Origin of the sequence: Streptomyces sp. NPDC051109, assembly GCF_044455885.1 — a bacterium.
In the GTDB taxonomy this organism is placed as follows: Bacteria; Actinomycetota; Actinomycetes; order Streptomycetales; family Streptomycetaceae; genus Streptomyces.
In genome coordinates, this window is the sequence record NZ_JBITFF010000001.1 from 31,945 (window position 1) to 48,852 (window position 16,908).

The window sequence follows — 16,908 nt, forward strand, 5'->3', positions numbered from 1 at the left end:
CGCGGTGGCACGCGACCGGAGGCGCCTGACGGCCTGGCTGCTGGCCGGGCTCGTACTGGCCGTCGTCCTGGCGCTGTACGACGCCGACCGGACCGGGGTCGGCGAGCCCTCGGCCGGCCCCTGCCCGGACAATGCCCTCCAGTGCCCCGGCGGCCCTCCGCCGCCCGGACCCACGCCGTCCGCCTCGCCCTCGGCGGACCCCTCCGCGGATCCGTCGGCATCGGGCGGCCCGGGTCCGTCCGCCAGTACGCCTCCGGTCTCGGCGACGCCCTCGCCGGGTACGGGCCCGGCGCCCGGGGGCCCCTGCTCCTCGCCCGGTGCCTGCGGATTCCCCGACGCCCGCACCACGGGCCCGCGGATCGCGCTGGAGCGGCACGACACGGGCGACATGTCCGTGAAGACCGACGGGATGGTCATCAAGGGCTGGGACATCCGCGGTTCCCTGGACGTCTACGCCAACGACGTCACCGTCATCGACAGCCGGATCACCTCCACGAACTGGTGGGGGATCAACCTCCGCCCCGGCTTCAGCGGTCTGCGCGTCCTGCACACCACCATCACCGCCGTACCGGGCAAGGGCCCGGACAACGGCGGCGTCGACTACGCGGTCTCCAACATGGGCGGCAGCTCGATCGAGGTCGGCTGGTGCGACGTCTCCGTGTTCGGCAACGCCCTGTCGATGGGCCAGGGCGAGATCCACGACAACTACGTGCACGACATCGTCCCCTTCCGCAACCAGGGCGGCGAGTGGCAGCACACCGACGCCGTCATCAGCGGCGGCGGCAACAAGGGCCGCCTCACCGTCCGCCACAACACCCTCCTGAACCCCGTCCCCGTGCACCAGGGCGCCAGCGCCGCGATCGGCCTCTTCGCGGACACCGGCAGCGTCTCCTCCGTGGTCGTGGACGGCAACTGGCTGGCCGGCGGGGCGTACGCGCTGTACGGCGGCGGACCCGGCGCGACCGGCATCCAGGTGACGGACAACGTCTTCTCCGCCCAGTACCACGCGAACGCCGGCGCCTACGGGCTGGTCGCCGCCTGGAACGCGGGCGGCTCCGGGAACCTGTGGCGCGGCAACCGCACGGCCGACGGCCGGCCCGTCGTCCCCGAACCGCCCCCGTGACCATCCGCCGACCCGACCAGCCGACGAGCCGACGACCCGACGACCGAATCGAGAGGACATCATGCGCCGCATCGCCCGGGCCCCCTGGGAGCTCCTCAAGCGGGCCTTCGGCTGGCTGGTGCTCTTCGAGGCCAGGAACAAGGTCCTGCTCGCCCCCTCCGCCGTGCGGTTGCGGTTCTTCGAGGACGCCGAGACCGCCCGGCTCGCCGCCGTCCTGGGCAGCCCGCCGGCCGCCCTGGTGGCCACCGTGATCGCCACCCACCGGCGTCCCGAGGCGCTGCGCGCGGCGGTCCGCTCGGCTCTCGGTCAGACCGTCGCCGACCAGGTCGTCATCGTGGTCGACGACGGCGCCGGACTGCCCGAACTACCCCACGACCCACGGCTGTTCGCGGTGTCGCTGGCCCGCAACACGGCCACGGCCGGAGTCGTGCGCAACGTGGGGATACGGCTGACCCGCTCGCGGTACGTGGCCTTCCTGGACGACGACAACCTGTGGGAGCCCGACCACCTGGAGCAGGCACTCGCGGTGCTGGAGCCGCCCGGCGGCCCCGAGGCGGTGTACACCGCGCTGCGCCGGGTGCTGCCCGACGGCTCCGAACGCGACGTGCTGTCGGTGCCGTTCGACCGCCGCCGGGCCGCGCACGAGGCCTTCCTGGACACCAATGCCTTCGTGGCGCGCCGCACCCGGTCCCTGTACTTCAGCCGGCTGCGGCGTACGCCCGAGGTGCTGCCGCGCGAGGACTGGGAGCTCGTACGCCGCTACGCGCGCCGCCACGAGGTGCGGCACGTGCCCCGGCCCACGGTCCGTTACCTGGTCAACCCGGAGAGCTTCTACACCGCCTGGGACGGGCAGACGCCCACCGGGTGACCCGGTTTCCGGTTCAGGGGCCGGGCGTGGCGCGCAGTGCGGACGGACTGGCAAGGGCCCGCGCCGCGGCCAGGCTCGCCGGCCGGCCGAGCGCGGCCCGCGTGGTCTCGCGCAGCAGTACGGCCCCGCGGAAGGCGGCGGTCGCCGCCGCACCGTGCCGACGCCCGTACAGCCGTACCCGGTTGAGGGTCAGCAGGGTCCACAGGCGGGGCGAGACCTGCGAGTCCCCGCCGAGGTGGACGGCGTGGGCGCCGGGTTCGAGCCGGGTGGCGAAGCCGCGGTCCCCGGCCCGCAGGCAGTACTCGGTCTCCTCCGAGTAGAGGAAGAAGGATTCGTCCCAGGCGCCGCAAGCGTCCAGGCAGTCCCGGGAGAGGGCCATGAGCGCGCCGGTGGCCCAGTCCGCGACGGTCGCCCGCTCGTACGCGGCCGGGTCGGTGACCAGTTCGCTCCAGCGCGGGAAGCGCCCGGCCCGGCGGTTGCCGATCACCGCTTCGCCCAGGGCCCGCGTCACGCGCGATTCGCGGCGCAGCGAGTGCTGGAGGGTGCCGTCCTCCTCGTGGAGCAGCGGGACGCTGATCCCGACGCGGCGGCCGCCGGACAGGGGTGCGTCGAGCGCGTCGACGAGGAGTCCGGCGCAGCCCCGCCGCATCCGGATGTCCGGATTGCACACGAGGGCTGCGCGGAAGCCGCCCTCCCACGCGGCGGCGGCCTCCAGGGCGGCGTTCACCCCGGCCGCGTAGCCGGCGTTGCGGCCGGTCTGGACGACCGTGGCCTCCGGGGCCAGCGAGCGGACGACGGCCACGGTGTCGTCGGCGGAGTCGTTGTCGGCGACGACCAGGCGCCAGTCGAGCCCCGCCATGCCGTCGGGCAGCGAGGCGAGGAACGCGGGCAGCACCCGGGCGCTGTTCCAGGTGACGACGAGGACGGCTACGGGACCGGCCGTACGAGATCGGTCCGGGTGGCGGCGGGAGGGCATGCGGACTCCACGGTCGGGGGCTTCGGCGGCGCGCCGCGCCGGATGAAGCCGAGGTGACTGCCTCCGGCGGCGATCGTCAGGAAGAACATCCCGGCGAACATCGGGAAGCTGAGGGCGTCGAAGGTGGCGCTGCTGACGAGGGCGACGAGGGCGGAGGCGAAGAACGCCTGGCCGAGCTCCCGGTCGGACTCGTCGGCGGCGAGGCGGCGGATGGCACCGCCCTGGTGGATCCCGGTGAGGAACAGCGCCAGGAGGGCGAGCAGGCCGAGCAGGCCCATCTCCGCCAGGGTGAGCATGTACTGGTTGTCGGTGAAGAAGTAGAGGTCCGGCGTGAACGTCCCGAGACCCCGCCCGAACAGCGGGCGCTCCTCCACGTAGGGGACGATCGCGCTGTACTTGACGGTACGGGCCTGGGTGCTGCTGTCGGAGTTCGACAGGAAGGACCCGAAGAGCGTGGTGATGGTGCCGATCAGCCCGGGTACGGCGACCTTGAAGCAGGCCACGGAGCCGAGCAGCAGGCCGATCGCGGTCCAGCGCCGCTGCGGCTTCCAGCGCGGCACCATCACCAGGACCACGATGAGCGCCCCGATGATGGAGGTCCGCGACACGGTGAGCGGCAGGGCTCCGCCCATCAGGGCCACCGGCCCCCAGCGCCGCCAGCGGCTGAGGTGGCCGCGGACCGGGTCGAAGGCCTGCTGCACGGCGAAGGGCAGCAACAGGGCGAGCATGCCGCCGAACTCCAGCGGTTGGGCGGTGGTGGAGCGCGGACGGGTGAACGCCCCGCGGTCGAGCGTGGTGATCTGCGCGACGCTGGAGTGGAGCCCGGGGACGCTGATGTGTTCGGCTATGTTCGTCGCGGTGAAGAAGTCGTAGTAGCCGATGGCGGCGACCACCGATCCCATCACCACGGCCCGGCGCAGCAGCACGTCGAGGCGGGCCCGGTCCTGGACGCCGGCGGAGACCAGCACCACGATCGACACCCAGACGAGCAGTCCGATCAGGCCGCGGTCCGCGCCGAGCACCTCCTTGTGGGTGCTGCCACGGGTGGCGTTCGCGAGGTACGAGGCCAGGACGGAGACGGCCAGCAGCCACATCACGACCCGGGGCAGCCGGGTTCCCGCGGCCGGCCGGATCCGGCCGGTCAGCCACGTCGCCAGGTACCAGAACAGGCCGAGGAGGGCGAACACGTTGGCCGGGGTGCCCACCCCGCCCATGCCCGGGAGGGTCAGGTTCGAAGGGATGAAGAAGGCCAGCCCCAGATAGCCGCTGAGCAGCGCGGTGGCGTCCGGCTGGCGGCCCGGCAGCCTCCTGCGGACGCGCGCCTTGGGTGCGCCGGCCGCGGCGGCCGCCTCGCGCCTGCGGCGGCGGGCCACCAGCAGGGTCTCCGTCACGAAGGAGAGCGTGAAGCCGGCGGTCACGCTCGCGATGACGACCCCCAGCACCTGCTGGTAGCGGCTCTTGAGCTGGGGCACCGGGGTCTGCGGCAGCACCACCGGCGCCGTCTGGACGAAGTACGCGGGCTGTACCTTGGCCGCCGCCTGGAGCGCGTTGAGCTGCTCGCCGGCGAAGGTGGTGAGCGTACTGGTCTCCTTGAGCACCTTCGCCCGGTCCGTGCCCGTGACGGTCAGTGTGAGCATCGGGCCGGAGGTGTTCGCGGCGAAGCCGACCGTGTACGGGTCGCTCACGCCGAGGCCGTGCAGGTCGCGCGCGGCGTCGGCCCCGGACAGGGTCCTGATCAGCACGTCGGCGGTGACGACCAGCGAACCGCCCGCGTTCGAGATGGGGTTGCCGAAGGCGGGGGCCAGTTCGGCCACCGCCGTGGAGTCGAGCAGCGCCACCGAGCTCTGGGACTGGTACGCCACGGGCACCGAGCGGTACAGGTGCAGGCCCGCGAGGAGTCCGATCACCGTCAGGGGCACCATCACGTACCAGCGGCGCCGCAGCACGGCGGCTATCTCACCGATGCTCACGAATGCCCCCTTGCGCCCGCCGGAACCGATGGCGGGCGGACCGGCGTCCTGGGAAGATCGAACGCGACGGAAGGAATCCTGTGTCGCCTGGTGAGTTGTTCCGCACGCTTCGCCGCCGCTGGTACGTCCTGTTCCTGGTGGCGGCGCTCGCGGCCGCCGGGGCCCTGCAGGTGCTCCGCCCCACCCAGACCTACGTGAGTTCGGCGATCGTCGTGCTCAAGCCGCCGGTCACCGGCAGCCAGCCCAATCAGCTCGCCAATCTCCAGCCGCCGCTGGCCGCCGTGTCGTACGCGGCGGTGCAGCACCTGGAATCGCCGGACGGAGCGGCCGAGTTGCGCGCCGCGGGGGTCGACGGCACCTACCGGCTGATGCCGCGCAACAGCGGCACCAGCGTCACCCCCCGCTATCTGATCCCCTCGCTCCAGGTGCAGGCGGAGCACGCGGACCCCGCCGCCGCCAACCTGGCCGTACTGAAGGTCGTCGAGGCCTACACGAAGCGCATCACGGCCATGCAGGCAGAGCAGCAGATCCCCGAAGCGGCGCGGATGAGCGTGACCCTCCTCGTGCCTCCGACCGCGGTGGCGCAGACGGGGACCAAGAGCCGCGCACTGGCCGGCACGGCCCTGCTGGCCGGGGTCTGCGGGGTGGCCGCCGCGCTGTGGACCGATCGGCTCGTGACGCGCCGGAACCGGCGCCGGCGCGAGAGCGCCGACACCGGTCCGGGGAACGAGGGCGAAGCCGGGGGCCGGGTCCTCGTGGCCGCGGCTGCCGCGGCGGCCCGCTGAGGGAGCGGGCCGCCGGGACCGCGGTGCCCCGGGGACGGGGCGGTGGTGCGGTCGGTGCGTGCGGTGCTGGTGGTTCATGTGGTGCTGGCCGTTCATGTGGTGCTGCTGGTTCATCAAATCCCTCGGCGTTTCCAGGACTGCCACCAGAGCCACTCGCGCCCCCGGTCGGCGACGGCCGAGAGCACCAGCGGCTGGAGGTACGGCATCGCGCGGGCCCCGATCCGCCGCCGCCTGCGCAGCGCCCGGTACTCGGCGAGTCCGGTGTACCGGGGCAGGCACTCGGCGGCGAACGCCTCCAGCTCCTCGACCGGCACCACCCCGGTGCGCCCGCGGTCGTACGCGCGGTAGGCGCGCCGCAGCGCGTACCGGGCGAGCCGGGTCCGCGCCAGGTCCGACAGTCGGCCGGCCTCCGGGAGCAGCCCGGCGCACTTGTCCAGGACCGAGTCGAAGGCGACGAGGCGCTGGCGCAGGTCGTCGAGCTGCCCGCCGAAGTCGGTGGTGGACATGTTGTTGCCGTGGACGCGGTAGAAGGCCTGGTCGGCCCCGCGCACGTAGCCCACGTCGGCGTGCGCGGCGAGCCGCATCCACATCTCGATGTCGCCGGCGTGCGGGAGCTCCGGGTCGTAGCCGCCGACCTTGCGCTGGAGGCTGGTACGGACGACCACCTCGGGCGAGGTGATGCACCCGGTGCCCTCCCGGAACCGCCGCTCCAGCCACCACCGTCCGGGGTAGACCACCGAGCCGGTGCTCCGGGTGCGGGCCGCGGGAAGCGGTCCCCCGTGCCGGAAGCGGAGCGGGCGGCCGTAGGCGAAGCCGGCCTCGGGGTGGGCGTCGAGCAGGGCCGCGGCGCGCACCAGGGCTCCGGGGACCAGTCGGTCGTCGGCCGAGAGCAGGGCGACGTAGTCCCCGTCGGCCCACTCCAGCAGGCCCTCGTTGTAGGTGGCGATGTGGCCCTGGTTGCGCTCGTGGACCCGGACCTCGATCCGCGGGTCGGCGGCGGCGAGGGCCCGTGCGACGTCCGCGGAGTCGTCGGGCGAGGCGTCGTCGATGATCAGTACCCGTACGTCGACGCCCGGCTGCTCGTCCAGGACGCTCTTGACGCAGTCGGCCAGGAAGTGGCCGTACTTGTAGCAGGGGATCACGACGCTGACGGTGCTCACTGGCCGCTCACCTCCGTCGAGCCCTCCGCCGCGAGGCCGTTCGGCGCCGTGGTGGTGAAGACCGGACCGACCCAGTAGTTCACGGAGCCGAAGGTGTTGGTGGGGAAGGCCGCTGAAGCCCCGTACTTGTAGAGGCCGTTGGCGCCGCCGCTGCCGTCGGCGGGGGCGACCAGCGGGTAGGAGCGGTGGGCGGCCGTGAAGTAGCCGCCGTCCACGGAGTACTTGCCGTTCGGCGCATGGTAGGAGGCCACGTAGCCGGTGCCCGCGGTGATGGGCACCGGGGTGGCGAAGTGGAGCTGCTGCCAGCCGGACAGGGTCTCGCTGCCGAAGGTGCCGGTGGCGAGGAGGGTGCCGTCGGCCGACCACAGGCTGCCGGTGTGCGTGCCGGTGTTCCCGGGGCCCTTGTAGAAGGTGATGCCGGTGACGTATCCGGGGACCGCGGACTGGAAGCGGGTGCCCAGCTCGACGGAGTTGGTGTCGTCGCCGACGTTGGCGGTGCTCGGCTCGACGGCGGCTCCCCACAGGGTGCAGGGGCAGTTCACCGTGGGCGGGCTCGCGCTGGTGGTGAAGGTCCAGGTGACCGGTGCGGCCATGGTGTTGCCCCACAGGTCCGCGGCCTGCACCGAGGCCGTGTAGGTGGAGTTCAGCACCAGCTCGGTGGACGGGGTGAAGGTGGCGCTGTTGGAGGCGGTGAGGACCTTGCTGCCCGGGACTGCGGCGCCGCCCGGGTCCTTCAGGGTGAAGGAGAGGGTGTCGGAGTCGATGCCCTCGCTGAAGGTGGCCTTGACCGCTGAGGTGATCGCGGTGCCGGTCGCCGCGGACTGCGGGGTGATCGAGGTGACGGTGGGCGGCGTCGTGCTCGCGGTGGAGGTGTCCAGGACCGCGTCGACCCAGTAGTTGCTGCCGGACGCGGCGGTGGACGGGAACCCGCCCGTCGCGCTGTAGCGGTAGACGCCGTTGCCCCCGTCGGTACCGCTGCGCAGCGCGGTCAGCGGGGCGAGCCCCGCGTCGGCGGAGGCGAAGGTGTTGTCGAAGGAGTACCCGCCGTGCGGGGCGAAGTAGGAGGCGATGTACGTGGTGTTGGCCTTGATCGGGACCGGCGAGGCGAAGTTCAGCTGCTGCCAGCCGGACGCCGTCTCGTTGGTGAAGGTGCCGGTGGCCAGGCGCTGGCCCGAGCTGCTCCACAGGCTGCCGGTGTGGGTGCCGGTGTTGGCCGGGGACTTGTAGAAGCGGACGCCCGTGATCGAGCCGGGCGCCGAGGAGCGGATCTTCACGCCGAGTTCGACGGCGCTGCCGTCACCGGCGTTGACGGTGCCCGGTACGGCCGCGGCCGGCCAGACGGTGCAGGGGCACTGCTGGGGTCCCACGGTCAGCGGCACGGTGGTGGTGGCGCCGATGTTGACGCTGTCGTCCACCGCGCGGACCTTGATCTGGACGGGACCCGGGGTGGTCGGGGTCCACTTGTAGTTCCAGGACCCGACTCCGGTGGCCGCCTTCCAGGTGGTGCCGCCGTCGGTGGAGACCTCCACGCGGGCCACCACGCCGCCGCCGCTGTCGGTGGCGGTGCCGGTGATGGTCACCGGGCGCAGCGCGGGCACGGTGGCGCCTGCCGCCGGGCTGGTGACGGTGATGGCCGGTCCCGTGGTGTCCGTGGACGCGGTCGCCGGGACGAGGTCGCTCTGCAGGGACTTGGGCTGGACGCCCATGTCGGCGAAGACGTTCACCGTGGCCTGCTGCATCCGCTTGTCCGCGGTGACCACCGTGTCGTCGGGGTTGCCCGTCGGCATGTTCGTCAGGCCCCAGGACCACTGCACGGTGCCCGCGCCGAAGACCAGGGCGCGCGAGACCGGGTCGCGGAAGGCGACCAGGCTGTGCGTCGCGGTGCCGTTCCCGTACGTGTTGCCGTAGTCGAGCCGGAGCTTGCCGTCGTTGATGTCCACCGTGGTGGAGGACATCGCGATCTGCCCGGGCGGGCGGGCCGCGTCCTCCACGTCGCTGTCCCACTCGTAGCCGAGCGTGCCGGCCGGGAAGGTGGCGGTCTGCGAGGGGCTCAGGTTCGCGACGGTGGTGCCCCGCCACAGCCTCATCTTGGCGAACGCCCCGGGCACGGTGATCGCGTCGCTGCGGTAGCCGTTCACGCTGAACAGCGAGCCGGTCAGCTGGTTCTGCGGCTGGTACGGCCGTCCGTTCGTGGAGCTGGCCGGGTCCATGAAGGTGCCCGTCCAGATCCCGCTCGGGTCCGGGACGCCGTTGGGCTGGGGGAAGGAGAGCTTGGTCTCCTTGTAGCAGACCAGCGTGCGGTTGGCCGTGGCCGCGCCGTCGATGCTGGGCGCGAGCCGGGTCTTCCAGAAGACCTCGTTGCCGCTGAAGTACGTCTGGTGGACCCCGGCGCGGCGCGCGTTCAGGGCGTTGGTGAACTGGTCCTGGGTCCAGTACTCGTCGTGTCCCGAGGACATGAAGACCTTGTGGTTCTTGAGCTGCGTCGCGCCGCGTGTCGACATGTCGATGCCGGACATGTAGCTCACGTCGTACCCGTTGCGCTCCAGCCACGAGATCATCTGGTACTCGGACCCGTAGATCCCGTTCTCCCCGCCGATGTCCATCGGCCGGTTGTAGCTCACCTCGTACGCGCGGCCGTCGGGCGCCGGTCCGCCGCCGTCGTACAGGTCCTGGCCGCCGTAGTTGTTGTACGCCTGCCAGGTCTGGTCGCTGGTCTGCACGACGACGTCGGAGTGGCTGGAGTCGTTGCGGACGACGAACGGGTACGGCATCACCCCGTTGCCGTCCGCCTGGTCGAGGTTGGCGATGTACAGGCCGGACACGGCGTCGGCCGGTACGGTCCACGTCGCGGTCACGGGCCAGTTGCCGCAGTCGACCAGGCCGGTGGCCGCCTTGGTGGTGCAGCCGCGCGGGTTCCCGCCCGGCAGGAAGTTCGCCGGATAGGTCTGGGACGCCTGCGCCGCGGTCGACATCAGGCGGGCCCCGTCACCCCCGTAGTGGCCCAGCCGGTAGACCGACACCCGGTACGGGGTCGGCGACTGCACCTTGAACTGCACGGTCTCGCCGGCCTGGACGCTCGTCTGGGCGCTGAATCCCTTGATGTCCCCGTAGGCGCTGGGCGAGAACCAGTCGGACATCGGCGTGCCCGGCTTGGAGTTCTCGCACACGATGGCGTTGGTGCCGGGACCGCAGGGGTCCGCCGCACCCGCCACCGAGGACGGAGGTAAGACCGTGGCCATCAGGGCGGCGACCACAGTGAAGAGGCCGTACCGGAGCAACCTTGTCCGTCTGTTCATCTGTACCTCTTTTTTGTGCGTCGGCGCGGCGCAGGGCGTCAGCGCAGCGCGTCGGTGAGCGCGTCCACGACCCGCTGCTGTTGGGCGGCGGTGATCTGCGGGAAGAGCGGGAGGGAGAGCATCCGGTCCGCGGCCAGCTCGGCGTGCGGGAAGTCCCCGCGGCCGTGGCCGAGATGGGCGAAGGCCGGAGTGAGGTGGACGGGTGCGGGGTAGTGCACGCCCGCGCCGATGCCCTCCGCGTTGAGCTTGCCGACGACCGCGTCGCGGTCGGCACCGCCGACCCGGACGACGTACAGGTGCCATACGTGGACGTTGCCCTCGGCCGTGACCGGCAGGGTGACGCGTCCGGCGGCGGCCAGATCGGCGAGCAGCCCGTCGTAGCGGGCGGCGGCGGTGCGGCGGGCCGCGTTGCCGTCGGCGAGCCGGGCCAGCTTGGCCCGCAGCACCACGGCCTGCAGGCCGTCCAGCCGGCTGTTGAACCCGGCCACGTCGTGCCGGTACTTGGCGGTGCCGCCGTGGTTGGCCAGGGCCCTTACGAGGTCGGCCTTCTCCTCGTCGTCGGTCACCACCGCGCCCGCGTCGCCGTACGCGCCCAGGTTCTTGCCCGGGTAGAAGCTGGTGGCGGCGATCCCGCCGCTGCCGGGGGTACGGCCTTCGCGGGCGGCCCCCTGGCTCTGCGCGGCGTCCTCGACGACCTTGGCGTACGGGGGCAGCTGCGCGGCCAGCTCCGCGGCGGGGGCGCACTGCCCGTACAGGTGGACCGGGACCAGGGCGCGCGTGGCCTTGCCGACCGCGTCCAGGGCGGCCTGCGGATCCATGAGCAGGGTGTCGGGGAGGCAGTCGACCAGGACCGGGCGGGCCCCGATCCGGGCGACGGCCCCTGCGGTGGCGATGAACGTGTTGGCGGGCAGCACCACCTCGTCGCCGACGCCCACCCCGCTCGCGCGCAGGGCGAGTTCGAGCGCGTCGGTGCCGTTGGCCACGCCGACGCAGTGGCCGACCCCGGCGAAGGCGGCGTACTCGCGCTCGAAGGCGCGGACCTCCTCACCGCCGATGAAGGCGGTGTCGGCCAGCACCCGGTCGAATCCTGCGCGTAATTCCTGCGCGACCTCGGCGTGCGCCGCCTTCAGGTCCACGAGCGGTATCTGGTTCATCCGACTGTGCTCCCCATCCGTGTTTCCGGCCTCATGCGTGTCTCGGCCCCCGTCCGTGCCGCCGGTCCCCGGCCGGTGTCCCCGCCGTCGGCCCGCAGCTCGTCGAGTGCCGGGCCCCCCGCCTCGCGCAGCCGACGGGCGGGGCTTCCGGCCCACACCTCGCCGGGCGGCACATCGGCCAGGACCGTGCTTCCCATACCGGTCAGCGACCAGGCGCCGACCGTCGTGTCCTCCCGTACGAGGGCGCCCGCGCCGACGTACGCGCCGCGCCCCAGCCGGACCCCGCCGCCGAGGCGGACCCCCGAGGCGAGCGTGGCGAAGTCCCCGACCGCGTCGTCGTGGGTGAGGACCGCGTGCGGCATCACCGCCACGTGGGCCCCGACCCGTACGGCCGCGGTCAGGACGCAGTGCGCGAGCAGCACCGAGCCCGGGCCGAGCACCGAGGAGGCCGAGACCGCGGCCGTGGGGTGGACCACGGTCGCGTACCGGCTCTCGGGCAGGTCCAGGCGCCGCACCAGGCGGGCCCGTACCGCGTAGTCGCGCGGGCTGCCCACGCAGACCACGACGCGGGCGTCCCGGTGCCGGTGCGCGTGCACCAGCTCGCCGGCCCCCAGCACCGGCACCCCGTCGACCTCCCGGCCGTGCAGGGCCGGGTCGTCGTCCAGGTGGCCGGCGAGCCGCCACCGCGGGGCGCGGCCGCGCTCCCGGTCGGCGGCGGCCGCGTCCCGTACGGCCTGGGCGGTCTCGCGGGCGAATCCGCCCGCGCCGAAGATCAGCAGGCTTTCGGTGGGGGCGGTCATCCGCCCGCCCTTTCGCGCAGCACCGCGACCACCCGGTCCTGCTGGTCCCGGGTCATGGTGTGGAACAGCGGCAGGATCAGCGAGTCGCGGCTGATCCGCTCGGTCACCGGCAGTGGCGCCGCCCCGTGCCCGGCGTAGGCCGGTTCCAGGTGCGAGGCCATGATGCCGCGCCGGGCCGAGATCCCGGCCTCGGCCAGCACCGCGAGCAGCTCGTCCCGGCCGACGGGGTAGTCCCCGGTCAGCAGCACCCAGTACGACTGGAAGTTCCCCTCGCCGTGTCCGGGGTCGCGGACCGGCCGCAGGCCCGGGATACCGGCCAGCAACTGTTCGTACCGGGCGGCCAGTTCGCGGCGCCGGGCCACGATCTCGTCCAGCTTGCCGAGCTGCACCAGGCCGACCGCGGCCTGGATGTCGGTCATCCGGTAGTTGTAGCCGACCTCCAGATAGGCCTCGGCGATCGGCTTGCTGCTGGCGTGCCGCTGCGCCGCGGACACGTTCATGCCGTGCTCGCGCAGCCGGCGCAGGCGCTCGGCCCACTCGGCGTCGTCCGTGGTCACCATGCCGCCCTCGCCGGTGGTGATCACCTTGCGCGGGTGGAAGGACCAGGCGGCGAGCAGGGCTCCGTGGCCGACCGACTTGCCCCCCACGGTCGCGCCGATCCCGCAGGCCGCGTCCTCCACCAGCGGGACGCCCCAGTCGGCGCAGGCCGCGCGCAGGGCGTGCACGTCCGCGGGCACCCCGCCCTGGTGGACCGCGAGGACGGCCTTGGTGCGGGGGGTGCGTACGGCGTCCACGGTGTCGGGGGTCAGGTTCCCGGTGGCCTCCTCGACGTCCGCGAACACCGGGTGCGCGCCGACGTAGCGCACCGCGTTGGCGGTGGCGATGAAGGACAGCGAGGGGACGATCACCTCGTCGCCGGGGCCGAGGTCCAGGGCGATCAGCGCCAGGTGCAGGGCGGTGGTGCAGGAGCTGACGGCGATGCCGTGCTCGGCGCCCACCCGTTCGGCGAAGGCCCGCTCGAACGCGGCGACCCGCGGACCCTGGGCGACCCAGCCGGAGAGCACGGCCTCGGCGGCGGCCTGCGCCTCCTCCTCGCCGAGCCACGGGACCATGACGGGGATGCGGGCGGGGGCGGGGCTCCGGGCGGCCACCGGGCCGGGGCTCTGGGCGCTCATCGGCCCGCCTCCCCGGCCGCCGACCGCGCCGCCGCGTCCGCCGCACGCTCGGCCCGCCACCACTCCACCAGGTCCCGCAGCCCGCGGCGCATGTCGATCTCGGCGGTGAAGCCGAGCCGCCCCGAGGCCTGCGAGGTGTCCGCGAGGCGCCGCGTGACCCCGTTCACGGCGCGGGCCGGTCCGTGCTCCGGCACCATCCCCTCGGCTCCCATGGCCTCCAGCAGTCCGACGGCCAGGTCGCGCAGGCTGGTCTCGGACCCGCTCGCGACGTTGAACACCTCGTCGGTCAGGTCCGATTCGGCGGCGAGCAGGTTGGCCCGTGCGATGTCCCTGACGTCGGCGAAGTCCATGGTCTGGGTGCCGTCGCCGAGGATCAGCGGCGGCTCGCCCGCGGTGATCCGCTCCATCCAGCGGATCAGCACCTCGGTGTACAGCCCGTGGATGTCCATCCGGGGCCCGTAGACGTTGAAGTAGCGCAGCACGACGTAGTCCAGCCCGTACATGGCGTGGAAGCTGCGCAGCATTCCCTCGTTGAAGGCCTTCGCCGCCCCGTAGAAGGTGTCGTTGTTGTACGGGTGGTGGCGCTCGGTGGTCGGGAAGGTCTCCGCGAGACCGTAGACCGAGGCGGAGGACGAGGCGACCACCTTGCCCACGCCGGCGGCCACCGCGGCCTCCAGCACGTTGAACGTGCCGTCGACCAGCACCTCGTTCGCCAGCCGCGGCTCCTCCGCGCACTGGGTGATGCGGATGGCGGCGAGGTGGAAGACCAGCTCGGCACCCTCGGTCGCCTTGCGCACGGTCTCCCGGTCGCGGATGTCGCCCTCGACGACGTCCACCGCGCCGCTCTTGAGGGCGCGGGCCAGGTTGGCGGCACGCCCCCGTACGAAGTTGTCGAGCACGACGACCTCGCGCGCCCCGTTGTCCACCAGCAGGTCCACCACGTGCGAGCCGATCGTGCCCGCCCCGCCGGTGACCAGAATCCTCTTGCCTCGTACGCTGCTCAACGCCCTGCCCCTACTGAGTCGGTCATGGTGTTTCGTGCTGGTGCACCCGTGCGCGGTGTGCACGCGGGGCGAGGTGGTGCGGGTTGCGGCTGCGGCTGCGGCTGCGGCTGCGGCTGCGGCTGCGGCTGCGCGAACGGTCAGCGGCCGGTGCGCAGGCCGACGACGGCGCCGCGGAACTCCAGGCTGCGGGAGGCGGCTTCGAGGATGTCGAGCACCTGGAGGCCCGCCCGGCCGTCGGTCAGTGCCGGCCGTCGCGTCCGCACGGCGGCGGCGAACTCCTCGACCATGCTGCGCAGGGCCTCCTTCTCGCCGAGCGCGGGCGCCACCATGTCGCCGGTCCGGTAGGAGACGAGCACGTCCCGGCGCTCGTCGGCGCCGATCTCCTGCGGGGCCGTCATGTCCACTCCGCGGTCGAAGACGGCGACGCGCTGCGTGGGGTTGAGGTCGTCCCAGACCAGGGTGCGCTTGGAGCCGCCGACCATCGTCGTGCGGACCTTCACCGGGGAGAGCCAGTTGACGTGGACGTGGGCGATGGCACCGGTGTTGAGCGTGAGCGTCAGATAGGCCACGCAGGACTGCCCGGCTCCGATCGGGTCGGCCCCGTGCGCGGCCACGGCGACGGGGTGGACGTTGTCCGGGAGGATGAAGTCGAGGACCGAGAGGTCGTGGGGGGCCAGGTCCCACAGGACGTCGATGTCCTTCTGGACGAGCCCCAGGTTGATCCGGACCGAGTCGACGAACTGGATGTCGCCGAGTTCGCCGGAGCGGACCATGTCCCGGATGCGGGCCACCGCGGGGGTGTAGCAGTAGGTGTGGTCGCACATGAGGGTGAGGCCGCGCTCCTCGGCCTCGGTCACCAGGCGGAGCCCGTCCTCGTAGGTGGCGGCCAGCGGCTTCTCCACGAGGACGTGCTTCCCGGCGCGCAGGGCGGCCAGCGCCACGTCGAGGTGGGTACCGGCCGGGGTGGCCACGGCGACCGCGTCGACGGCCGGGTCTGCCAGTACGGCCGCGTAGTCGGCGGTCGCCTCGACGGTGGAGTAGCGGCCGAGCACCTGCCGCGCCCGGTCGACGTTCAGGTCGCAGAGCCAGCGGAGCCGGAACTGCGGACTGGACTGGAAGTTGCGGACGAGATTGGGGCCCCAGTAGCCCGCGCCGACGACGGCGACGCCTAACGGCTCCGCCGGCCCCGCAGTCGCGGCCCCGGCGGCATCGCGCACCGCATCCTTCGCGGTGTCCTTCGCGGTGTCCTTCACAGCGTTCACCTTTCCTTCCGCGCACGCCCGCGGGCGTATCGACAACCCATGGCCGGGACGCGTGCGAAGGAAGGGGGTGCCGCCGACGGCCGGCGCCGGGGCGCGTGCGCGACCCGTGCGTGACGACCTGCCCAACGGTGATGGCCCCCCACGACCGATGCCCTACGTGTTGCGACGTACTTCCGCCCCCCGGCCGCCCGGCACCCCTCGCACCGGTCCGGCCACGGGCAGGTGGCCTGTTCCCCCAAGCCGCCGTACCCGCATGTACCCCAACTGCCCTGCTCCGACTGGATTTCCGCGTCGCCGAAGCACGCCGAATCCGGTCGGCTGCGTTCAATCTAGACCACCGGGCGTACCCCCGGGGAGAGTTGGAGGAAACGGTCGGCTCGGGTGTTCGAGCGTGCATACTTCCGGGGTGACCAGCATCGTGATCCCGGCCCACAACGAGGGCCGGGTCATCGGCCGGCTCCTCGACGCACTCCTGGCCGACGCCCCGGCGTCGGGGCCCGACATCGTCGTGGTGTGCAACGGCTGTACGGACGACACCGCCGTGGTGGCGGGCGCGCGGGGGCCGCGCGTACGGGTGGTGGAGATACCGACTCCCTCCAAACACACGGCACTTCGGGTGGGCGACGAGCACGCGCGGGGCTTTCCGCGCCTGTACGTGGACGCCGACGTGGAGGTCGGGGCAGCCGACGTACGGGCACTGACGGGCGCCCTCGCGGCCCGGCCGGACCTGCTCGCCGCCGCCCCCGGCCGGGACATCCCGCTCTCCGGGTGCGCCTGGCCGGTCCGCGCCTACTACCGGGTCTGGCAGCGGCTGCCGGCCGTCCGCGAGGGGCTGTTCGGGCGGGGCGTCATCGCGGTGACCGAACCGGGGCACGCCCGGATCGCGGCCCTGCCTCCGCTGATGGCCGACGATCTGGCGGCGTCCCTCGCGTTCACACCGGAAGAGCGGCGGGTGGTCGAGGCGGCCCGGGTCGTGGTGCATCCGCCGCGCACCTGGGGGGACTTGATCAGGCGGCGCGTCAGGGCGGCCACCTCCTCCGCCGAGCTGGAGCGCTTCCAGGCCTCGCAGGGGCACGGGAACCCGGAGCGGGCGCAGGCGCCGTCCGCGCGCACCGGCACGGGCGATCTGCGCGCCCTGCTGCGGGCCCAGCCGAGCCTGCTCCCCGGGGTGGCGGTGTTCGTGGTGGCGGCCCTCGCCGCCCGGCGGGGTGCCCGCAAGGCCATCCGGTCCGGGGACTTCTCCACCTGGCTGCGCGACGAGAGCAGCCGGCAGCAGAGCTGAGCGCGGCGCCGCCGAATCAGGCCGTACGCCGCCCTGTTGGCCCGTACAACCAC

General features: G+C 73.1%; 13 protein-coding genes. 4 read left to right on the plus strand and 9 right to left on the minus strand.

All coding sequences use genetic code 11. The annotated features are described in order from the left end of the window. Positions 1–4: 4 nt before the first annotated feature. A complete protein-coding gene (locus tag ACIBAD_RS00135) occupies positions 5–1,123 on the plus strand; it encodes a hypothetical protein (RefSeq protein WP_134067925.1) in 1,119 nt (372 codons plus the stop codon). A 61-nt stretch (positions 1,124–1,184) separates the two neighbouring features. Continuing rightward, positions 1,185–1,991, plus strand: a complete 807-nt coding sequence (locus tag ACIBAD_RS00140) for a glycosyltransferase family A protein (RefSeq protein ID WP_134067926.1) — start codon at positions 1,185–1,187, stop codon at positions 1,989–1,991. A gap of 13 nt (positions 1,992–2,004) precedes the next feature. Here the strand turns inward: ACIBAD_RS00140 and ACIBAD_RS00145 are convergent, their stop codons facing one another. Then, the gene (locus tag ACIBAD_RS00145; protein WP_398903265.1) at positions 2,005–2,967 is read right to left on the minus strand and encodes a glycosyltransferase; all 963 of its coding nucleotides are present in this window, start codon (positions 2,965–2,967) and stop codon (positions 2,005–2,007) included. Continuing rightward, the gene (locus ACIBAD_RS00150) at positions 2,919–4,937 is read right to left on the minus strand and encodes an O-antigen ligase family protein (RefSeq protein WP_398903267.1); all 2,019 of its coding nucleotides are present in this window, start codon (positions 4,935–4,937) and stop codon (positions 2,919–2,921) included. Before ACIBAD_RS00150 ends, ACIBAD_RS00145 begins: the two co-directional genes overlap by 49 nt. A 95-nt stretch (positions 4,938–5,032) precedes the next feature. Between ACIBAD_RS00150 and ACIBAD_RS00155 the strand changes: the two genes are divergently transcribed. Continuing rightward, positions 5,033–5,722, plus strand: coding sequence for a hypothetical protein (locus ACIBAD_RS00155; RefSeq protein WP_208328879.1), 690 nt, complete (start codon positions 5,033–5,035; stop codon positions 5,720–5,722). A 113-nt stretch (positions 5,723–5,835) separates the two neighbouring features. Here ACIBAD_RS00155 and ACIBAD_RS00160 read toward each other — a convergent pair whose 3' ends face one another. The 7 genes from ACIBAD_RS00160 to ACIBAD_RS00190 form a co-directional block, all read right to left on the minus strand. Further along, the gene (locus ACIBAD_RS00160; RefSeq protein WP_398903269.1) at positions 5,836–6,882 is read right to left on the minus strand and encodes a glycosyltransferase; all 1,047 of its coding nucleotides are present in this window, start codon (positions 6,880–6,882) and stop codon (positions 5,836–5,838) included. Beyond that, positions 6,879–10,178 (minus strand): DUF4082 domain-containing protein, encoded by a 3,300-nt coding sequence (locus tag ACIBAD_RS00165; protein ID WP_398903271.1) that lies wholly within the window; start codon positions 10,176–10,178, stop codon positions 6,879–6,881. The genes ACIBAD_RS00160 and ACIBAD_RS00165 overlap by 4 nt, the downstream gene beginning before the upstream one ends. A gap of 38 nt (positions 10,179–10,216) precedes the next feature. Continuing rightward, the gene (locus ACIBAD_RS00170) at positions 10,217–11,332 is read right to left on the minus strand and encodes a DegT/DnrJ/EryC1/StrS family aminotransferase (RefSeq protein ID WP_398903273.1); all 1,116 of its coding nucleotides are present in this window, start codon (positions 11,330–11,332) and stop codon (positions 10,217–10,219) included. Next, positions 11,329–12,132: a NeuD/PglB/VioB family sugar acetyltransferase gene (locus tag ACIBAD_RS00175; RefSeq protein WP_134067932.1), complete on the minus strand. Its 804-nt coding sequence runs from the start codon at positions 12,130–12,132 to the stop codon at positions 11,329–11,331. The genes ACIBAD_RS00170 and ACIBAD_RS00175 overlap by 4 nt, the downstream gene beginning before the upstream one ends. Beyond that, positions 12,129–13,307: a DegT/DnrJ/EryC1/StrS family aminotransferase gene (locus ACIBAD_RS00180; protein ID WP_134067933.1), complete on the minus strand. Its 1,179-nt coding sequence runs from the start codon at positions 13,305–13,307 to the stop codon at positions 12,129–12,131. The genes ACIBAD_RS00175 and ACIBAD_RS00180 overlap by 4 nt, the downstream gene beginning before the upstream one ends. Continuing rightward, positions 13,304–14,311, minus strand: coding sequence for an SDR family NAD(P)-dependent oxidoreductase (locus ACIBAD_RS00185; protein ID WP_134067934.1), 1,008 nt, complete (start codon positions 14,309–14,311; stop codon positions 13,304–13,306). The genes ACIBAD_RS00180 and ACIBAD_RS00185 overlap by 4 nt, the downstream gene beginning before the upstream one ends. A gap of 137 nt (positions 14,312–14,448) precedes the next feature. After that, entirely contained in the window at positions 14,449–15,573 is a 1,125-nt protein-coding gene (locus ACIBAD_RS00190; protein WP_398903277.1) for a Gfo/Idh/MocA family protein, read from the minus strand. A gap of 406 nt (positions 15,574–15,979) precedes the next feature. Here ACIBAD_RS00190 and ACIBAD_RS00195 point away from each other — a divergent pair, with 406 nt between their 5' ends. Continuing rightward, entirely contained in the window at positions 15,980–16,855 is an 876-nt protein-coding gene (locus tag ACIBAD_RS00195; RefSeq protein ID WP_134067935.1) for a glycosyltransferase, read from the plus strand. Positions 16,856–16,908: the final 53 nt, after the last annotated feature.

What these genes read in the sequence shown, in the direction of transcription:
- ACIBAD_RS00175 (WP_134067932.1), bottom strand. Translation starts at nt 12,132, where the DNA reads ATGACCGCCCCCACCGAAAGCCTGCTGATCTTCGGCGCGGGCGGATTC.
- ACIBAD_RS00165 (WP_398903271.1), bottom strand. Translation starts at nt 10,178, where the DNA reads ATGAACAGACGGACAAGGTTGCTCCGGTACGGCCTCTTCACTGTGGTC.
- ACIBAD_RS00170 (WP_398903273.1), bottom strand. Translation starts at nt 11,332, where the DNA reads ATGAACCAGATACCGCTCGTGGACCTGAAGGCGGCGCACGCCGAGGTC.
- ACIBAD_RS00145 (WP_398903265.1), bottom strand. Translation starts at nt 2,967, where the DNA reads ATGCCCTCCCGCCGCCACCCGGACCGATCTCGTACGGCCGGTCCCGTA.
- ACIBAD_RS00180 (WP_134067933.1), bottom strand. Translation starts at nt 13,307, where the DNA reads ATGAGCGCCCAGAGCCCCGGCCCGGTGGCCGCCCGGAGCCCCGCCCCC.
- ACIBAD_RS00140 (WP_134067926.1), top strand. Translation starts at nt 1,185, where the DNA reads ATGCGCCGCATCGCCCGGGCCCCCTGGGAGCTCCTCAAGCGGGCCTTC.